This is a genomic window from Oricola cellulosilytica, from assembly GCF_019966575.1.
Lineage (GTDB): Bacteria > Pseudomonadota > Alphaproteobacteria > Rhizobiales > Rhizobiaceae > Oricola > Oricola cellulosilytica.
Genome location: NZ_JAINFK010000006.1, coordinates 1 through 17,016 on the forward strand (window position 1 = coordinate 1; position 17,016 = coordinate 17,016).

At 59.4% G+C, this 17,016-nt stretch carries 16 protein-coding genes; 9 read left to right on the forward strand and 7 right to left on the reverse strand.

The window, feature by feature from the left end:
* Nucleotides 1-344: 344 nt before the first annotated feature.
* The 6 genes from cysG to LC298_RS14445 are packed head-to-tail and all read left to right on the forward strand — an operon-like array spanning nucleotide 345 to nucleotide 5,802.
* Nucleotides 345-1,760 carry a siroheme synthase CysG gene (gene cysG, locus LC298_RS14420; RefSeq protein WP_131569844.1) on the forward strand — a complete coding sequence of 472 codons (1,416 nt, stop codon included), beginning with the start codon at nucleotides 345-347 and terminating at the stop codon, nucleotides 1,758-1,760.
* Nucleotide 1,761: 1 nt separating this feature from the next.
* The gene (locus LC298_RS14425) at nucleotides 1,762-2,064 is read left to right on the forward strand and encodes a DUF2849 domain-containing protein (RefSeq protein ID WP_131569841.1); all 303 of its coding nucleotides are present in this window, start codon (nucleotides 1,762-1,764) and stop codon (nucleotides 2,062-2,064) included.
* Between the two features lie 4 nt (nucleotides 2,065-2,068).
* The gene (locus LC298_RS14430; RefSeq protein ID WP_131569839.1) at nucleotides 2,069-3,742 is read left to right on the forward strand and encodes a nitrite/sulfite reductase; all 1,674 of its coding nucleotides are present in this window, start codon (nucleotides 2,069-2,071) and stop codon (nucleotides 3,740-3,742) included.
* On the forward strand, nucleotides 3,732-4,481 hold the full coding sequence (locus LC298_RS14435) for a phosphoadenylyl-sulfate reductase (protein ID WP_199223308.1): 750 nt from the start codon (nucleotides 3,732-3,734) through the stop codon (nucleotides 4,479-4,481). The genes LC298_RS14430 and LC298_RS14435 overlap by 11 nt, the downstream gene beginning before the upstream one ends.
* A 2-nt stretch (nucleotides 4,482-4,483) precedes the next feature.
* Nucleotides 4,484-4,939 carry a DUF934 domain-containing protein gene (locus tag LC298_RS14440; RefSeq protein WP_131569837.1) on the forward strand — a complete coding sequence of 152 codons (456 nt, stop codon included), beginning with the start codon at nucleotides 4,484-4,486 and terminating at the stop codon, nucleotides 4,937-4,939.
* Between the two features lie 32 nt (nucleotides 4,940-4,971).
* Nucleotides 4,972-5,802 (forward strand): ferredoxin--NADP reductase, encoded by an 831-nt coding sequence (locus LC298_RS14445; protein ID WP_199223311.1) that lies wholly within the window; start codon nucleotides 4,972-4,974, stop codon nucleotides 5,800-5,802.
* A gap of 94 nt (nucleotides 5,803-5,896) precedes the next feature.
* On the opposite strand, the gene LC298_RS14450 is transcribed toward LC298_RS14445, so the two are convergent.
* Nucleotides 5,897-6,796 carry a LysR family transcriptional regulator gene (locus LC298_RS14450; protein ID WP_131569833.1) on the reverse strand — a complete coding sequence of 300 codons (900 nt, stop codon included), beginning with the start codon at nucleotides 6,794-6,796 and terminating at the stop codon, nucleotides 5,897-5,899.
* Between the two features lie 104 nt (nucleotides 6,797-6,900).
* Here LC298_RS14450 and LC298_RS14455 point away from each other — a divergent pair, with 104 nt between their 5' ends.
* Nucleotides 6,901-7,827, forward strand: a complete 927-nt coding sequence (locus tag LC298_RS14455; protein ID WP_131569831.1) for a sulfotransferase domain-containing protein — start codon at nucleotides 6,901-6,903, stop codon at nucleotides 7,825-7,827.
* Between the two features lie 42 nt (nucleotides 7,828-7,869).
* On the opposite strand, the gene LC298_RS14460 is transcribed toward LC298_RS14455, so the two are convergent.
* The 3 genes from LC298_RS14460 to LC298_RS14470 all read right to left on the reverse strand — a co-directional run bounded on the left by LC298_RS14460 (nucleotide 7,870) and on the right by LC298_RS14470 (nucleotide 10,625).
* Nucleotides 7,870-8,424, reverse strand: a complete 555-nt coding sequence (locus LC298_RS14460; protein ID WP_131569829.1) for a hypothetical protein — start codon at nucleotides 8,422-8,424, stop codon at nucleotides 7,870-7,872.
* A gap of 4 nt (nucleotides 8,425-8,428) precedes the next feature.
* On the reverse strand, nucleotides 8,429-9,505 hold the full coding sequence (locus LC298_RS14465; protein WP_131569827.1) for a SagB/ThcOx family dehydrogenase: 1,077 nt from the start codon (nucleotides 9,503-9,505) through the stop codon (nucleotides 8,429-8,431).
* A gap of 352 nt (nucleotides 9,506-9,857) precedes the next feature.
* A complete protein-coding gene (locus LC298_RS14470; RefSeq protein WP_131569825.1) occupies nucleotides 9,858-10,625 on the reverse strand; it encodes a helix-turn-helix domain-containing protein in 768 nt (255 codons plus the stop codon).
* Nucleotides 10,626-10,938: 313 nt separating this feature from the next.
* Between LC298_RS14470 and LC298_RS14475 the strand changes: the two genes are divergently transcribed.
* Entirely contained in the window at nucleotides 10,939-12,168 is a 1,230-nt protein-coding gene (locus LC298_RS14475) for an NAD(P)/FAD-dependent oxidoreductase (RefSeq protein ID WP_131569823.1), read from the forward strand.
* Here the strand turns inward: LC298_RS14475 and LC298_RS14480 are convergent.
* From LC298_RS14480 to LC298_RS14490, 3 genes are read right to left on the reverse strand one after another with little or no spacing between them, the layout of a single operon-like run.
* Complete coding sequence (locus tag LC298_RS14480) at nucleotides 12,146-13,363, reverse strand: efflux RND transporter periplasmic adaptor subunit (protein ID WP_131569821.1); 1,218 nt, start codon at nucleotides 13,361-13,363, stop codon at nucleotides 12,146-12,148. The genes LC298_RS14475 and LC298_RS14480 overlap by 23 nt on opposite strands.
* 3 nt (nucleotides 13,364-13,366) lie before the next feature.
* Nucleotides 13,367-15,730, reverse strand: coding sequence for an ABC transporter permease (locus LC298_RS14485; RefSeq protein ID WP_131569819.1), 2,364 nt, complete (start codon nucleotides 15,728-15,730; stop codon nucleotides 13,367-13,369).
* Between the two features lie 4 nt (nucleotides 15,731-15,734).
* Nucleotides 15,735-16,457, reverse strand: a complete 723-nt coding sequence (locus LC298_RS14490; protein ID WP_199223307.1) for an ABC transporter ATP-binding protein — start codon at nucleotides 16,455-16,457, stop codon at nucleotides 15,735-15,737.
* A 223-nt stretch (nucleotides 16,458-16,680) separates the two neighbouring features.
* On the opposite strand from LC298_RS14490, the gene LC298_RS14495 reads away from it, so the two are divergent.
* Nucleotides 16,681-17,016: a hypothetical protein gene (locus LC298_RS14495; RefSeq protein ID WP_131569815.1), complete on the forward strand. Its 336-nt coding sequence runs from the start codon at nucleotides 16,681-16,683 to the stop codon at nucleotides 17,014-17,016.

The following is a 17,016-nucleotide window of genomic DNA, read 5'->3' on the forward strand; positions in this document are numbered from 1 at the left end:
GAGATCCGCAAACACACGGTAGTTGCCCGCATCCCTCAAACCGCCAAGACGATCCGCGAAAAACTGTTCGTAATCCAAATTACCAAGCTCCGTTCGGCGGAGCCGGCGGGCTCCGTTGACGTTCTTGAAGGGCATATAACCGCCTCTTCGCCTGATTGAAATGCGTCAAAAAGGCGATCCATGCCTAACATTGCCCCGAACCTCCGCCTTGATCCCGATCAAGACCCCGTGAACGCGGGTGAAAAGAAACGTTATTCTCCGGCCTTTCGCATCTTTGGAATTCCAGTCCTCGTTCGACCAGACTGCCCTCACTATCTTCCGGGCTCAACGAGACGAGGCTCGAAATGCGTCATTTTCCAATTTTCCTGAATGTTGTCGAACGACGGGTCGTCGTTTCGGGAGCGGGAGAATGCGCGGTTTCCAAATTGCGCCTCCTTCTGAAAACCGACGCGAATATCGTCGTGATCGGCGCCGATCCGGTGCCGCAGATACGCCGATGGGCGAAAGAAGGCCGGCTCGCCCTCATCGAGCGCCGGATCGAGCCAGCAGACGTTGCCGGCGCCGCTCTGGTCTATGGCGCGAATGACGACGAAGAGGAGGATGCCCGCGCCGCCGGGATCGGCAGGCAGGCCGGCGCGCTGGTCAACATCGTCGACAATCTCAACCATTCCGATTTCATCACACCGGCGATTGTCGATCGCGACCCCGTCACGGTCGCCATCGGCACCGAAGGCGCCGCCCCCGTTCTTGCGCGCAAGATCAAGGCCGATCTGGAGGCGCGTCTGCCCGCGTCGCTTGGCTTGCTCGCGCGGATCGGACAGAGCTTCCGCCACAAGGCGGCGATGCTGCCGATGGGCCGCAAGCGCCGCGACTTCTGGTCGCGCTATTATTCCGGCGAGGGCGATGCGGCACTGAAGGAAGGCGGCGAGCATGGCGCGCAGGCGAAACTCGAAGAGCTTCTGACAGACTCCATCGAGACTAGGCCGCGCGATGGCCATGTCTCGCTCATCGGCACCGGCCCCGGCGATCCGGAACTTCTGACCGTTAAGGCCCGCCGCCTCATCCACGAGGCAGACGTGGTGCTGCACGACCGGCTCGTGCCGGACGCCATCATCGAACTTGCGCGGCGCGAGGCGATTATCGTCGAGGTCGGCAAGACCGGCTACGGGCCGTCCTGGAAACAGGAAGACATCAATGCGCTGCTCGTCGAACATGCCGCAAATGGCGCCCAGGTGGCACGGTTGAAATCCGGCGATCCGGGCATCTTCGGACGTCTGGACGAGGAACTCGACGCCCTCGACGAGGCCAACATTTCCTGGGATATCGTTCCGGGCATCACCGCAGCGGCGGCGGCCGCCGCTTCCAGCGGTCTGTCGCTGACCAAGCGTGGCCGAAATTCCTCGATCCGTTTCATGACCGGCCGCGACGTCGAGGGGTTCGCCGAGCACGACTGGCGTGATCTGGCCAAATCCGGCTCCGGCGCCGCGATCTATATGGGTGTCAAGGCGGCTGCCTTTCTGCGCGGACGGCTGCTGATACATGGCGCGGACGCTCAAACGCCGGTAACGATCGTGGAGAACGCCTCGCGCGCCAACCAGAAGACGGTCTCGACGACGATCCTGGCCCTCCCTGACGCCCTTGCCGAGGCCGGCATTACCGGTCCCGCCGTCCTGCTCTACGGAATGGCGCCGCGCAAGGCGCTCGCCGTCGCCGCCGGCGTTTCGCCCGAAAATATCGCAGAACAAGCTGGAGCGGTTTGAGATGGCCCGTGAATACAAGCCGCAGATTGTCACCGCCAACGATCTCTTCGAAGGGGATGTGGTGTATTTCACGGCGTCGCACGACTGGGTGCGCGATCTGGGCGGCGCGGTCGTAGCCTATTCGAAGGAAGCCGCCGAAACGCTTCTCGGACACGCCAGCGATCAGCAGGACAAGGTCGTCGGGCCGTATCTTGCAGAGGTCGTCATGGGCGAAGACAACCGGCCTGAGCCGGCGCATTTCCGCGAGGCCTTCCGCACACGCGGTCCGTCAAACTACTTCCACGGCAAACAGGCAGAGGCCTGAAGAGATGTACAAGTACAATGATTTCGACGAAGCCTTCGTGCGCAACCGGGTCGCGGAATTCCGCGAACAGGTCGAGCGCCGCGTCGACGGCTCGCTGACCGAAGACGAGTTCAAGCCGTTGCGGCTCAAAAACGGGCTTTACCTGCAACTGCATGCCTACATGCTGCGGGTCGCGGTGCCGTATGGCACGCTTAACTCGACCCAGATGCGTCAGCTTGCGCTGATCGCCGAGCGCTTCGACAAGGGTTACGGGCACTTCACCACGCGGCAGAACATCCAGTTCAACTGGCCCCGCCTGAAGGACGTGCCGGAGATCCTGGAACTTCTCGCCGATGTCGAGATGCATGCGATCCAGACCTCCGGCAACTGCATTCGCAACGTAACCGCCGACCATTTCGCCGGCGCGGCGCTGGACGAGATCGAGGATCCGCGCCCGACGGCGGAACTGCTGCGCCAGTGGTCAACGGACCATCCGGAATTCCAGTATTTGCCGCGCAAGTTCAAGATCGCGATCACCGGCGCTCCGAACGACCGCGCAGTTACAAAGGCGCACGATATCGGTCTGCGCATGGTGCGCAGCGAGGCCGGCGACCCCGGCTACGAAGTGATCGTCGGCGGTGGCCTCGGGCGTACGCCGATGGTCGGCAAGACCGTGCGCGACTTCCTGCCGAAGGCCGATCTGCTGCCGTATCTCGAAGCAATCATGCAGGTCTACAACCTGTCCGGCAGACGGGACAACAAGTATAAGGCGCGCATCAAGATCCTTGTCCACGAGACCGGCCTCGACGAGATCAAGGAGATGATCGAGGAAGCTTTTGAGCGGCAGAAGCGCGACTTCCGGGGTCCCCCTTCCGAGTTGCTGGAGATGATCGAGGAAGCCTTCGCGCCGCCGCTGTTCGACAATACGCAGTCACTCGCCTTCGACCACGCGCAGGAGGCAAACCCCGCCTTCCGCTCCTTCGTCGAGACCAATGTGGCCGCACACAAGAACCCGGCCTATGGCATTGTTTCCGTTTCGTTAAAGCCGATCGGCGGCACACCGGGGGATGCGACGGCGGAGCAGATGCGCACGCTCGCCGACCTTGCCGAAGCCTACGGTCACGACGAGTTGCGCGTGAGCCACGAGCAGAACATCATCCTGCCGCATGTCCGCAAGGCCGACATACCGGCGGTCTATGCGAGATTGCGGGAAGCCGGTTTGGCGACGGCCAATATCGGGCTCGTCAGCGACATCATCGCCTGCCCCGGCATGGACTACTGCGCGCTGGCAACCGCCCGTTCGATCCCGATCGCCCAGCAGATATCGACCCGCTTCGACGAACTGAAGCTGGAGCGCGAGATCGGCCCGCTGAAAATCAAGATTTCCGGCTGCATCAACGCCTGCGGCCACCACCATGTCGGCCATATCGGCATTCTCGGCCTCGACAAGGCGGGCAAGGAAAATTACCAGATCACGCTGGGCGGTGACGGCACGGAGACCGCAACCATCGGCGAGCGCACCGGGCCCGGCTTCGACGCCGAAGACCTGATCCAGGCAATCGAGGCGATTATCGAGACGTATCTCGGCCTTAGAGAGGATACTTCGGAAACTTTCCTGCAAGCCTATCGCCGCGTCGGCGCGGAGCCTTTCAAGCAGGCCATCTACGCTCGCCCGGAGGACGAAGCCCGTGCCGCATGATCGCATCGAATTGAAGCATCCGGCAGCCCCGCAGGACGGGACGTTTCTGCGGATCAACGAAACCCGCGACGTTCTGAAGCGTGTGTTGGCGGAGAAACAGCACGGCGAGATTGCCGTCGTCTCTTCGTTCGGCGCGGAGTCGGCCGTGCTGCTGCACCTCGTCGCGGAGGTCGATCCGGCCACGCCGGTGATCTTCATCGACACACGCATGCTGTTCGAGGAGACGCTGGCCTACAAGGACCAGCTTATCCGCACGCTAGGGCTCACCGATGTGCGCACCGTGTCGCCGGACGGCAAGGTCATCCGCCAGAATGATCCGTATGGCCGCATGCACTTGAGCGAGCCTGACGCCTGCTGCGGATTCCGGAAAACCGAGGTGTTGCGCAACGCATTGGCGCCATTCGACGGCTGGATCACGGGACGCAAGCGCTTTCAGGCCGCGACGCGCGACACTGTCGAAACCTTCGAGCAGGCAAGCGACGGCAAGCTCAAGGTGAACCCGCTCGCGCACTGGACGAAGGAGGATATCGACGCCTATTTCGAGCGGTTTGATCTGCCCCCACACCCGCTCGTCGAACATGGATATCTTTCCATCGGCTGCGCCTCGTGCACCAGCGCCGTAAAGCCGGGCGAAGACGTGCGCGCCGGGCGTTGGCGCGGATCCGACAAGACCGAATGCGGCATCCATTTCGAAAACGGCAAGCTGGTGCGCGGTTCCGGCGCGAACACATCGGAGTAAGCATGGGTATTATCGTTACAGACAGCGGTTTCCAGGAGGATTCGCTCGCCATCGCCTCCGCTTCCGGCGACTTTCGCATGCTGGGCCTGGACGAACTGCAGCAGAGCGACGAGAGCGCACCTCCCGGCAAGGTCGGCCTTGCCGTCGACAATTCCGTCGACACCGAAACGCTTGTGCCGTTCTTCGAACGTGTGTCGGTGATCGCTATCCCGTTTCCCTCCTTCCCAGACGGCCGGGGGTTTTCAATCGCGCGCGAATTGCGGCAACTTGGCTACAAGGGAACGCTTCGCGCGACCGGACATCTGATCGCCGACCAGTACGCGCATGCGCGCCGGACCGGCTTCGATGAAGTCGAGATTTCGCCGGAATTGGCAGCCCGCCAGCCGGAAGAACAGTGGACAGCGCGTGCCGACTGGCAGAACCACTTCTACCAAAAGCGTTTGCTTGGCGAGCGCTGAACAGTTTATCAGGACTTCCGAACATGACCGACATGACGCCTATCAAGGAAGCGGCTGCGCTTGTGAATATCGTTACCCCCCTGCGCGATGGCCAGACAGTGACCGAGGTCACCCACTGGACCGACAAGCTTTTCTCGTTCCGGCTGACGCGGCCGCAGAGCCTGCGTTTCCGCTCGGGGGAGTTTGTCATGATCGGCTTGCCGGGCGACAATGGAAAGCCGATTCTGCGCGCTTATTCGATCGCTTCGCCGTCATGGGACGAGGAGCTGGAATTCTATTCCATCAAGGTGCCAAATGGCCCCCTCACCTCGCGACTGCAGAACATAAAGGTCGGCGAGCAGGTGATCCTAAAGACCAAGCCCGTCGGAACGCTCGTCGTCGATGCCCTGCTGCCCGGCAAGCGGCTTTACATGCTCGCCACGGGCACCGGCATCGCCCCCTTCGCCTCGCTGATCCGCGATCCGGAGGTCTACGACAAGTTCGATCAGGTGATACTCACCCATACCTGCCGGCAGGTCGCCGAACTCGAATACGGCCGGCAGCTCGTTGAAAACCTCGTCAACGATCCGCTGATCGGTGAGATGGTGGACGGCAAGCTGGTCTACTATCCGACGACAACACGCGAAGATTCACCGACAACCGGCCGCGTGACCGACAAGATCCGGTCCGGCGAGTTGTTCAGCGACCTCGGTGTTCCGGCATGGAATCCAGACGAGGACCGGGTGATGATCTGTGGCTCAATGGGCCTTAACACCGAGATCAAGGATCTTTGCGAGGCTGCCGGCCTGGAAGAGGGCGCGAACTCCAAACCGGGCCACTATGTGTTGGAGAAGGCTTTCGTGGGCGATACTGCTGTAGTTTGATCGCCGAGGGCGCACCCGCAACGCCAGGTTTTCTTGATAGTCACGCAGTGGAATGAACGGTATTCCAATGCGGAGGCCGTGCACAGGATGGCGTTCACTCCTGCAGTTCAAACCTGCACCTCAAGGTCTTGAACCGCTCAGCGGCGAAATCGGTGAAAGACCGCAGATGACGCGAGCGCTGCGCCTTTGATGTCGTGAGCATCCAGATGTGGGGGCTGTTTTCCGACGGCACAACGACGCAGCGAACCAGTTCGGGAACCGGTTCGGACGAAAAGCAGGGGAGCAATCCCAGCCCTACCCCGGACAGGACGATGGCTCGCATGTTGACGACCGTATTGCTAGTCATCACAACCTGTCTGCCCGCGATCTGGCTCATGAACCAGAGCGAGGCCCGGGACATCGCGAATTTCCCCTCATAAGCGGCAACGGGATGGTTCAACAATTCGTCCGCCTGCGACGGGGCCGAATGTTTTTGGGCATAGTCGCGGCTGCAATAGACGGCCCATGAAATATCGGCGACGCGCCGGCACAGCAGTGTCGCGTCGTCGAGATGGTCGGCGGCGCGAAACGCCACATCGGCCTCGCCCTTCTCGATATCGAGGAACCTGTCCTGAGCGACGTATTCGAAGGTGGTTGCCGGGGCCTTCGCCCGGTACTCTGCCACAATCTCGCTTATGGAGTAGTTGAGAATGTCTTCGGCCGCGGTGATACGGATTTTGCCACCCAAGGCACGACGCAGCCGGTCCGCTTCCGCACCGAGATCAGCGGCAGCGTTCTCCATGCCTTCCGAAGCGCCGAGCAACATTTCGCCTTCTTCGGTCAGGTGAAAGCCGCGCGTATCTCGTGAAAACAACGTGAGATCGAGACAGCGCTCGAGAGCCTGGATCCGCCGGCTTACCGTTGTCTGGTTCATGTCGAGCGCCCGCGCCGCGCCGAGCGTCGATCCTGCCCGGGCTACGGTGAGGAAGACACGGATGTCGTTCCAGTCGAACATCGAACGAGTATGCAGAAATGCCGAACCACTCGGCAATAGGCAACATTCCGTAAAGTCATGACGATCGTCATTCTTTCAAGGCAACGGCAAGGAGGGATAAGGCGATGTCCGAACGCAATGATATTCAATGGCCAGCAAAGACGCGCGAGATGCACAACCATCACTTCGACAGCACAATCTGGAACGATTTTCGCTTTCGCGACGACGACGTGGTGATCTCGACCTACGCCAAGTCGGGGACGACGTGGATGCAGCAAATCGTGTCTCAGCTGATATTCGATGGAGAGGAAGGCCTGCCCGTAGCCGAGATGTCGCCATGGATGGATCTGCGCATCCCGCCGAAGGAAGTCAAACTCCCGGAAGTCGAAGCGCAGACTCACCGGCGGTTTCTCAAAACGCATCTGCCGGTCGATGCTTTGGTATTCTCACCCCAGGCCAAATACATCTATATCGGCCGAGACGGACGCGATGTCGTCTGGTCCATGTACAACCATCACGCCAATGCCAATGGTCTCTGGTACGAGGCGCTCAACGATACCCCAGGACGGGTCGGCCCGCCGATCGGAAAGCCGCCGGAATCGCCGGTCGAGTATTTCCGCACCTGGCTGGAGCATGACGGCCATCCCTTCTGGCCGTTTTGGGACAACGTGCGTACCTGGTGGGCGATCCGCAAGCTTCCGAACGTCTTGTTCGTCCACTTTGCGGATCTGAAGCAGGACATGCAGGGGGAAATCCGCCGTATCGCCTCTTTCCTCGACATCGAAGCCGACGAGGCGCTGATGGCGAGGAGCGTTGAACACTGCAGCTTCGATTACATGAAGCGGAACGCGGGCCGCTGCGTGCCACTCGCTGGCGCCTTCTGGGAAGGCGGTCCGGGAACCTTCATTCACAAGGGAACAAACGGTAGGTGGCGCGATCTGCTCACCACTGAGGACGTTACGCGCTACGAACGGCGGGCGCGGACCGAACTGGGCGACGATTGCGCCGCATGGCTTGCGAAGGGACGGCTCGAACAACGGGCGGCGGCATGAGAAAGGCGCGGCGGCCGTTCAACCCGCCGCCGACGAGAGGTACTAGATAGCCCGCACGAAGATTTCCGGTCGCGTACCGCTGTCAATGCTACTCACCTGCCGATAGAAGACGAACTTATGCGCGTATAATTGATAAAATTCCCGTTCAAACTGTTTTCCATCGCGTCGTTTTTCTTTGTGATTGTAAGTCCTCAACAACGATGTCATCTTAACGTTCAGGCCGTGCTGCTTCAACATGTTCAATCTTGTATCGAATTCGTCGTAATTTTCCCGCAGATGCGAATATATTCTATTGGTGTTTCCGTCAATATATAGGCTGTATTCAAGACGAAGCGGCCTCGTGTATATCGGTGCACCCACCGTAGAACCGCTCCTTTTGAAAGAGTCAAAAATCGCATCATCGCTAACAGCTCGGGCGAGAAGAAATTCATTCTCCTTAATTGCCCGTTCTTTCGATTTGAGGATTTTGCATTTCACCAGGCTTGCCAACAGGCCTACCCGTTTATCATGGATTTCTTCGTCCAGCTTTTTTAGCCTATTGACCAACTTCTCGGCGTTTCCCCGATGAACGCCCCGGACATCCTTATAATACTCCATCCGACTAAAGGTCCTTGCTACTTGAGATCGGCAAACTGCCATTGCGCGGCCTGCCCAGCGCCAAAGCGTATACCGGCGTCTGCATTATCGGGTCATCCAACCCGCACAATGCGCTGACCTTTGCGTGACAAAGCGCTGCTGTCGGGCAAGCGGTAAGAGCATGCTTTGTGGCGGTCAGCATGATGTTCTGACCGATGTGGCCTGCTTCGATCATTACAACCCGGTAAGCATTCGGATCACTGTATTTCCACATGGTGCGCTCGAAGTGAGCACACAGAAAGATCACACACGCCATATCGTTCACCCATGGCTGTCCACCGACCAAATCGGCGGGAGTGTCGACAACACCGGCCACCGGCAACAAACTGTGTTCGGAGCTGCTATAATGGTAAATTCCAGCCTCAAGGTGCGCAACATTTTGGGCCAAAAGATAAGCCTCGAACGGATTACGCGCACCGCCGGAGGGCGTCATCGTGAGGGGAAGCTTGCCGGCTCGGTTCTCCGTTTCACCAGTCACTCCAAACCCCGAAAAAAGACAATCAGAAACCGCCTGAAGCGGGACCGGTTCGAGGCTTACGTCTCTTCGAGTTCGCCTGCGCGCCATGACCGAGAGCAGGTCGCAGGCTTCCAAATCGATCGACAGCGGGATCTTCTTCGTGCTGTTCCCGTGCGTTTTCACCAGCGACGGCTGCGGTTTTTTCTTCGCCTTTCGAAGCTGTATCTGTTCGGCCTCGTCAACCGGCATCAGCTCGTTATTCTGGACGCAAAAATGCATCAGGGCCGCCGGAATGCCCCACTCCCACGACTTGGCGAACGCGCCGTCGGCTTCGGCGTCAACGGTATCTTGCCGGACAAGAATTCCGGCCGCCGTGAGTGATCCGACAAAGTTCTCCAGGTCTTCGCCGTCCTCAATATCGAATATCCGCGCAATATCGTCCGCGCTTCGCCACCCCGAAATGCGCGTGAGACACTCCAGCACGGATGAATCGCACTCAAACGTCGTCTTCCTGAGGAAGTTGCAGCCAAAGATCGCTCCACTTTCACGGGTAAACGCCAAAGTATCGGCGACTTTATAATTCATCTTGTGCCCCCGTTTAGAACAGCTGACCCGCGCTTGGTTGCGCGGGCCACCAATCAGATCAACGCTTGTCGAAGATCATGCCGGGCTTCACAAAAATAGGCCGAGTCGAAAGTTTAACAGATGGTTTCTTCTTCATTGGATCGTCTCCTTCGCATTCACCGCCAATCATTTGGCGTTGGAGACGGTGCATTTTTTATATAAATTTTTCCCTAATATCCATGTAATTATATAATATTTACTGTACCAATTTAATTATTATTTCATGAATTTTTGTATCAATATTTTTTTTCTATTATACTTATTGAGTATTCTAACCGAATTAACAAGATTTCATGCGTTCTTAAAAAGATCTTTAATGGAAATTCGCTTGCGTTTGAATTATTTTGAGCTCCTCTTTCAACAAGTGTATCACCATTTTGGGCACTTCTCTGGAAGAAGGCCCGAAGGTTCCCACCTGGCGCACGGCGCTCAAAAGCCCGTTCTGTTCATTTTTCTTGACTACCACTGCCACCGTAGCTGGGCCGTTCAGACCGGATATCACCGCCACTCCGGCTAGGAGGGGCTGCGAGGACTGCGTCCATGAAAGGGAGACCAGTGACGGCTCCCCAACACCCACCTGATTAAATGAGCATAGATAAATCGTGCCGCCAGCTTGAAGGGCCACGCCGCGATGGTCTCCCCGGTAATAGGACCAGTTCGATGACTTTCTCGAATAGTAACTCGTGATGCGCCTGAACGTGCGCAGTTCCTCTACCGTCTTGAGCACCATCAACGAACGAATCACTTTGCCTGGCTCGCCCGGCACCGAAAAATAAACGTCGTAGAGGCCGTCATCAAGATTGACCCTCGTCGCGTTGCGCTTGACCAGATCTTGATGGTTGATGAGCGAGAGCGGGCCGTTAGCAGGGTGAGCGCCGATTTCACGATCCGGTATGAAGGGTGCGACGAGCGCGATTTCGTCGACATTGAAGTACTCGCAAATGCGCGAGAGGATCGGATCATTGGGAAAATGCTTCGCCGCCAAATAACCATTGAACTGTTGTCGCGTGACGCCAATTGCGCGGCAAACGTGGGATATGCTGGGTTCGTTTTGACAAAGCCGACGCAGGTTCTGTGACAAGACTTCCTTAATCCGCATTATTGCCCCGATGCAAAACGAAAGTAAGGTGAGGAATCTCATGTGATTCGAGGCGGAAGACTTTGAATCAATGGAGACGCCGGATAGATGGAAACGAATCTCGGCGCTTCCTCAGGTTTGTCAAGTCAACGCCCAATCGGCTCAATCATGGCGGCGACTGCAAAACATTGCATAACCCTGCGGTAAGAATTTGGTGCAGAAAGGTGAGGTTTTTGTCGTCTCGAGACCATCCTTTCTTACGGATTGGTGTGGGTGGCAATTAAATGTGAGATTGATGCGATGATCAGGGGTGCAAATGCCACATACCGTTATCATAGGCGGAAGCCACGCTGCAGTGGCCGCGGCTGCGGCGCTCAGACACCACGACCCGGACATGGCGATCACCCTAGTCTGCGAAGAGAGCGAGCTTCCCTATCAGCGCCCTCCCCTTTCGAAGAGCTATATGTCCGGCGATATGAGTCTCGCACGGCTCCGTCTCCGGCCCGCGGAATGGTATTCCGACAACCACATCGACCTGAAGCTGGGCGTTGCCGCCACCTCAATTGACCGATCCGAAAAACTGGTGCGACTCGCCGGCGATACGACGATCCCCTTCGACACGCTGGTGCTCGCTACAGGTGCCAGCGCACGGCGCTTTCCCGCCAATTCCGGCGGAGAATTGCCGAATGTCCGCGTGATGCGCACGCTGGACGACGCAAATGAACTGATGGAAACGATGAAGCCCGGCCGGAAACTGATTGTCATTGGTGGCGGCTATATCGGGCTTGAGGCGGCTGCCGAGGCTGCAAAAAAGGAGCTCGAGGTCACGGTGATCGAGGCCGCCGACCGTATTCTCAAGCGCGTCGCCTGTCGGGAGACCGCCGACGCCTTCCGCGCCCTGCACGCCGCGCACGGCGTTACCGTTATGGAAGACACGCAAATCGCGCGAATCAACGAGAAGGATGGCGTTGCGGTCTCCGTGACCCTCTCGGACGGCCGCGAACTGCCTCTTGATCTGGCAGTCGTTGGCATCGGCATCAGCCCGAACGCGGAACTTGCCGAGGCCGCCGGGCTCGAGGTCGCGGTCGGCATCGCGGTCGACGAGCATGGGCGGACCTCTGATCCGTCGATCTACGCAGCCGGCGACTGCACGATTCTACCGTTCCAGAACATGCCGACCCGGCTGGAATCGGTTCAAAACGCCCACGACCAGGCCGCCGCCGTCGCCGCCAACATCGCCGGGATCGCGACTGTCTATGACCCGCATCCGTGGTTCTGGTCCGATCAGTACGACCTTAAGTTGCAGATCGCCGGTCTGAACCGTGGTTACGACTCCGTAATCGTCCGGCCAGGGAAGCGCGAAGGCTCTGTCTCGCACTTCTATTTCAGACAGGGCCGGTTCATTGCGGTCGATTGTCTGAACGACGCGGCGACATACGCCATGAGCCGTAAACTGCTGGAGGCCGGTGCGGAAATCACTGCAGACCAGATCGCCGATGAAGGATTTGATCTGCGAGCAGCCGTCAAAGCGCTGCCCGGTCGATGACGCTGACGCCGTCGCTGACCTTGTCGCTGGGGTGGGTGATGACCACCGCCCCTTCCTCAACACCCGACAGGATCTCGGCGACCAGCCCACTGCGCCGCCCGACCGAGACCTCGACCTGACGCGCCGCGCCGTCCTTGACCAGGAACACAGCCCAACCCCCGTCGCTGCGAAAGAGCGCACTCAGAGGCGCTTGTAGCACATCGTCGCCCTCCCACGTGACGATCCGAACGAAGACCGCGTAACCGTCGCCCAGACCCTTTTCGGCAGCGTCCTCGTCGACTATGTCGATCATGACGTCAACACGCTGTTCCTCGATCCCGAGCGCGGACACTTTGGTCCGCGCCGACGGCTCGATCTCGCTCACCACGCCCTCGAGAAGGTCGTCACCACCCCACCGCTCGATGAGCACGCTTGCCCCCTTACGTACGGACACCGCGTCACTCGAAAGGATATCGGAGACGATTTCGAGATTGCCCGGCTGCCCGATCGAAAGGAGCCTGGTGCCGGCCTGAACCGGGCGCTCGCTCATGTTGACCACTTCCAGAACGACTCCGTCCGAGGGCGCCATGATCGGCACACAGCAATCCGTGCCATCACCCCCGTTTCTATCGAGTCCCGGCTCGATCAGCGCGGCCTCGGCGCGCGTGAGCGCGCTCTGTGCCATGTCACGAGTCAGAAACGCGGCTTCAAGCGCCGCCTCGCGCAGCGTCTGCTGTTGCGTCAAATCCTCCAATTGGGTCAGGGACGAAACTCCCGCCTCCACGAGCGATTTGGTTCTCTCATAGCGGGACTTGGCATAAGTCAGTTCTTCACGGGCCTGGCGTACATTGCTTTCAGCCACCTGTAGCGATGCCTTGGCCTCTTCAACCGCGGCTTCTGCCTGCCTACGCGATCGCGCGTCCAGAAAACCCGGATCGAGCGGCTCGACGACGGCCACAACCGTCACACCTTCACTGACCGAGTCGCCGACCTCGACCGGCGAGCGCTGCGCCATTCCGGACACGGGTGCCGAGACCTCGAAGACGTCCCGAATACGGGTCTTGCCATCCGCGTCCACGGTCTGACGCATGGGCGAGCGCGTCAATTCGTGGAGGTCAACGGAAACGGGCTGCGGCTTGAATACAATGTAGCCCAAGCCACCGAGGGCGGCGATCACAACTGCGGACAGGATGATTGTGCGCGATCCAAGCGCCATGGGTCACTCCCTCGTTTTCATGACGGAGACAAGGTTCATGGTATCGATCCGGCGCCGAACCGCCAGCACCGAGACGATGGCCGCCGCGAGGGCGACGACAGAGGCGAAACCAAACGTGTCGCGGTTCAGAACCAGCGGAATCGAGTAGAGATCGCTGGAAAAAGCGGTAACCATCGCCCAGGCGAGGAAAGCGCCCAGCGCCCATCCGAACGGTTGAGCCAGCAGCACCAGCAACATTGTCTCACCCATGAGGATGTATGAAACTTCCGCATTGGTGAAGCCAAGAATGCGCAGGCTGGCGAGTTCGCGGGCCCGCTCGGACAACTGGATCCGGGCCCCGTTGTAGGTGACGCCTGCCGTGATCAGCACGGCGGTGACCACGTAAACGGTCGTCGTGACCAGAATGTTCTCGGAGATGATGTCACGGAAAGCATTCCGCATCTTGCTGAACATGATGAGTCCGGACAGGCTCGGCGTTTCCTTCGCACGGGCGTGCAACGCGTCGATCGCCCGCGCGTCGATCAATACATTGGCAGAGGATATGCGGGGAGACTGGCGCAGAAGCCGCGCCGCAAAGGTGGCGTCGATGTACGCGCCCAAGCCGAAAAACTGCACCACCGTTCCGGTGACTGTCAGGTCGTGGGTCTCGCGCAAACCTGTCAGAAAGTGAACTTCGACACTATCGCCGGGAAGGACGTCGAGCTGGCTTGCGAGACGTTCGGTCAGCATGATGCCTTCTTCCGGGGCGACAATGACTTTCCCGCGGTCATCGAGAGCGCGGCTGAGGTCGGCATCAGGCCGTCTCGCATCGATCCCGATGCGCTTTTCAAGATGCCCGTTCACCAGACGCGCCGGCAGACCCAACTGACCCTCCGCATACAGAACGCCAGGCAAATTTTCGACATCCTCAAGCGCAGTTTCCGGCGCGTTCTCGCTGAATGCCAGGACGGCGTGCTGCCGGTTCGACTGGTAGAATGCCAGATCCACGATCTCGTCCATGGAATCTCCGAAGAAACTTGAGGCAACCAGCACCGCCACGGCAAGCGCCAGACCGAGGCAGGTAAGGAATGCCCGAACCGGCCACCGGACGATGCCGCGGAACACCATCATCGTCGGTTGCGAGAGCCGCAGCGTCGTCAACACGCCGTCGAGGGCGCTGCGGCGAAAATTCGGCGGCGCGGGTGGCGCCATCGCGATTGCGGGCGGAAGCTTTGCCGCCTTCATTGCATTCAATATCGCCCCGCCCGCCGCCGCCGCGATGCCGAGCAAGCCGGACGTGGCGTAGGCGGTGACCGGAATGCGATAGAGAAGATATGGAAATGTGAAAAACTGGGCGTAGATCTGCGCCAGGCCGCGTGCGGCCCATGCGCCGAAGCCCCAACCCAGAAAGACCCCGACAATGGCGATTAACACCGCGAGATAGAGATAATGGAGACTGACCTCCATGTTGGAATAACCGGTCGCCTTCAGGAGGCCGATCTGGCTGCGCTCCAGCGCGACGATCCGCCCTACCACCATGTTGACGAGAAATGCGGCAATGGCGAAGAAGATCGGCGGCAGGATATACCCCATTGTTCGCAGTTGCTCGAGTTCAGCTTCGATGAAGCTATGCGACAATTGCTCGGAGCGCTCGTAGGCCCCCAGTCCGCCATAGGGCTCAAGAAGATCGTCCAGCCGTTCGATGATCTCCTCGGGCTTCGCGTTGCGAGTGAGCTTGAGACTGACGTCGTTGAATGCGCCGACCGTATCGAATGCGGCCTCGACGGCCGGCTGCGGCATCCACAGGATGCCGAAGGTTTCGTTGTCGGGCAGCAACTGCCCCGGCCCGATGGTGTAGATGTATTCCGGCGAAAGCGCCGTTCCCGTGATTGTCAGTTCACGGCGGCGTCCGTTCAGGTTGGCGCGGATCGTGTCGCCCGTCTCGAATCCGTTGGCCAGCGCGAAGGGTTCATTGACGAGAACTTCGTTCGACGACTGCGGGTCCGGAAACTGGCCGCTTCGCAGTAGCGGGACGTTGAGCCTCGCGCCGTCTCCTGCCGGTATCGATACGAACCGCCCTACCGACGCCTCGGGGCGAAACGGCAGATCGAGGATCGCTTCGGCGACGGTGCGCAACTCTACAGCCCAGACCCCGTCAATTGCGACGATGTCGCGCTCCAGCGAACGCGGTGCGCGCTTCACGCCCGCGAACACATCGGCGAAGCGGTTGCGCTCGTAATATGCCTCCCTTGTGTTTTCCAGGGCGCCGTACATGCCGAAGGAAATCAGCAGGATCGCAACTCCGCTTCCCAACACCAGCGCAATCGAAAGCGCTTGAACCCACAAGCGTGCGAAATCGCGAAGCAGCTTCTTGTCGAGCGCTCTCATCGCATCACCACTCGATATCCGACGGCGGAACACGGGTCTCGTTGATCGCTACATCGCTGATCCGTCCGTCCTGAAAGCGGATCACGCGATGTGCCATCTTTCGGATCGCCGCATTGTGGGTGATCACCGCGGTCGTGGTCCCGAAACGCAAGTTGATCTCGTTGATCGCCTCGAGAACCTGGATTCCGGTCTTGCTGTCCAACGCGCCGGTCGGTTCGTCGCAGAGGAGGATCTCGGGGCGCTTCGCTATCGCTCTGGCAATTGCCACCCGCTGCTGTTCGCCGCCGGAGAGTTCTGCGGGAAAATGATCGAGCCGGTGAGCCAGACCGACGAGTTCGAGCGCTTCTTCCGGGCGCATGGGATCACGGGCGATGTCGGTCACGAGGGCGACGTTTTCTTTCGCGCTCAGACTGGGGACCAGATTATAAAACTGGAAAACGAAACCGACATGGTCGCGCCTGTAGCGCGTGAGTGCCCGGTCGTTCAGCGACGACAGTTCCAGTTCGCGAAACCAGACCTTGCCGCTGGAGGCGTGGTCGAGCCCTCCGAGGATGTTCAGCAGGGTTGATTTGCCGCTGCCGGAGGGCCCCAAAAGCACTGCAAGCTCCCCGGCATAGAGTTGCAGATCGACGCCGGCGAGCGCATGCACCTGCACCTCGCCGGTGTCATAGACCTTGGTAACGCCATCCGTCCGGAACACCGTCTCGGCCGCGTGGGAAGCTTTCATCGCTGATCGGTTCATCGCCACGATTATGCCTCGAGACGACACCCACGCCTTGATCATTCTCAATCGAACCGAGCCGCGCGTTGCAAAGAGCAAGAATCAGCTATCACCCCTTAATCTCTGTTTAACAAGGATATTTTACGCCTGTCGGCTGGGTGAATCCGCCCAGGGACATGATGTCTTTTCACGCCGCCTCGAGAAGGGTCGCGCAGGAAGAAAGGACGGCATGCCGTTTTCCGCAGCACAATCAGCGAAGCAAGATCGCCCCAGGGGCGCAGCCATTCTCGCCTTCAACGTGACTACCGTCCTGGCCGTATTCACCGCGATCGCGGCTGTTCCGACAGGAAGTCGTGTCGTGGTCGTCGCTCCTCCCTGGCACCCGCCGGAAAGCGTGCTCGCAATCGTCGCGGGGGCGGGCGGAACACTTGTAAACGGCGGGCGGGCAAGCTGGTGGGTCCTGGCCGAGGGTTCCTCACCCGATTTCGTCAACAGGCTTTTCGAAGCCGGAGCGATGTTCATTCTCGATGGCAAGCTCGCGGCTGCATGCATCAAGGAGAATTGA

What these genes read in the sequence shown, in the direction of transcription:
- cysG (WP_131569844.1), top strand. Translation starts at nt 345, where the DNA reads ATGCGTCATTTTCCAATTTTCCTGAATGTTGTCGAACGACGGGTCGTC.
- LC298_RS14455 (WP_131569831.1), top strand. Translation starts at nt 6,901, where the DNA reads ATGTCCGAACGCAATGATATTCAATGGCCAGCAAAGACGCGCGAGATG.
- LC298_RS14495 (WP_131569815.1), top strand. Translation starts at nt 16,681, where the DNA reads ATGCCGTTTTCCGCAGCACAATCAGCGAAGCAAGATCGCCCCAGGGGC.
- LC298_RS14480 (WP_131569821.1), bottom strand. Translation starts at nt 13,363, where the DNA reads ATGGCGCTTGGATCGCGCACAATCATCCTGTCCGCAGTTGTGATCGCC.
- LC298_RS14425 (WP_131569841.1), top strand. Translation starts at nt 1,762, where the DNA reads ATGGCCCGTGAATACAAGCCGCAGATTGTCACCGCCAACGATCTCTTC.
- LC298_RS14475 (WP_131569823.1), top strand. Translation starts at nt 10,939, where the DNA reads ATGCCACATACCGTTATCATAGGCGGAAGCCACGCTGCAGTGGCCGCG.
- LC298_RS14450 (WP_131569833.1), bottom strand. Translation starts at nt 6,796, where the DNA reads ATGTTCGACTGGAACGACATCCGTGTCTTCCTCACCGTAGCCCGGGCA.
- LC298_RS14445 (WP_199223311.1), top strand. Translation starts at nt 4,972, where the DNA reads ATGACGCCTATCAAGGAAGCGGCTGCGCTTGTGAATATCGTTACCCCC.
- LC298_RS14430 (WP_131569839.1), top strand. Translation starts at nt 2,069, where the DNA reads ATGTACAAGTACAATGATTTCGACGAAGCCTTCGTGCGCAACCGGGTC.
- LC298_RS14490 (WP_199223307.1), bottom strand. Translation starts at nt 16,457, where the DNA reads ATGAAAGCTTCCCACGCGGCCGAGACGGTGTTCCGGACGGATGGCGTT.
- LC298_RS14465 (WP_131569827.1), bottom strand. Translation starts at nt 9,505, where the DNA reads ATGAATTATAAAGTCGCCGATACTTTGGCGTTTACCCGTGAAAGTGGA.
- LC298_RS14485 (WP_131569819.1), bottom strand. Translation starts at nt 15,730, where the DNA reads ATGAGAGCGCTCGACAAGAAGCTGCTTCGCGATTTCGCACGCTTGTGG.
- LC298_RS14440 (WP_131569837.1), top strand. Translation starts at nt 4,484, where the DNA reads ATGGGTATTATCGTTACAGACAGCGGTTTCCAGGAGGATTCGCTCGCC.
- LC298_RS14460 (WP_131569829.1), bottom strand. Translation starts at nt 8,424, where the DNA reads ATGGAGTATTATAAGGATGTCCGGGGCGTTCATCGGGGAAACGCCGAG.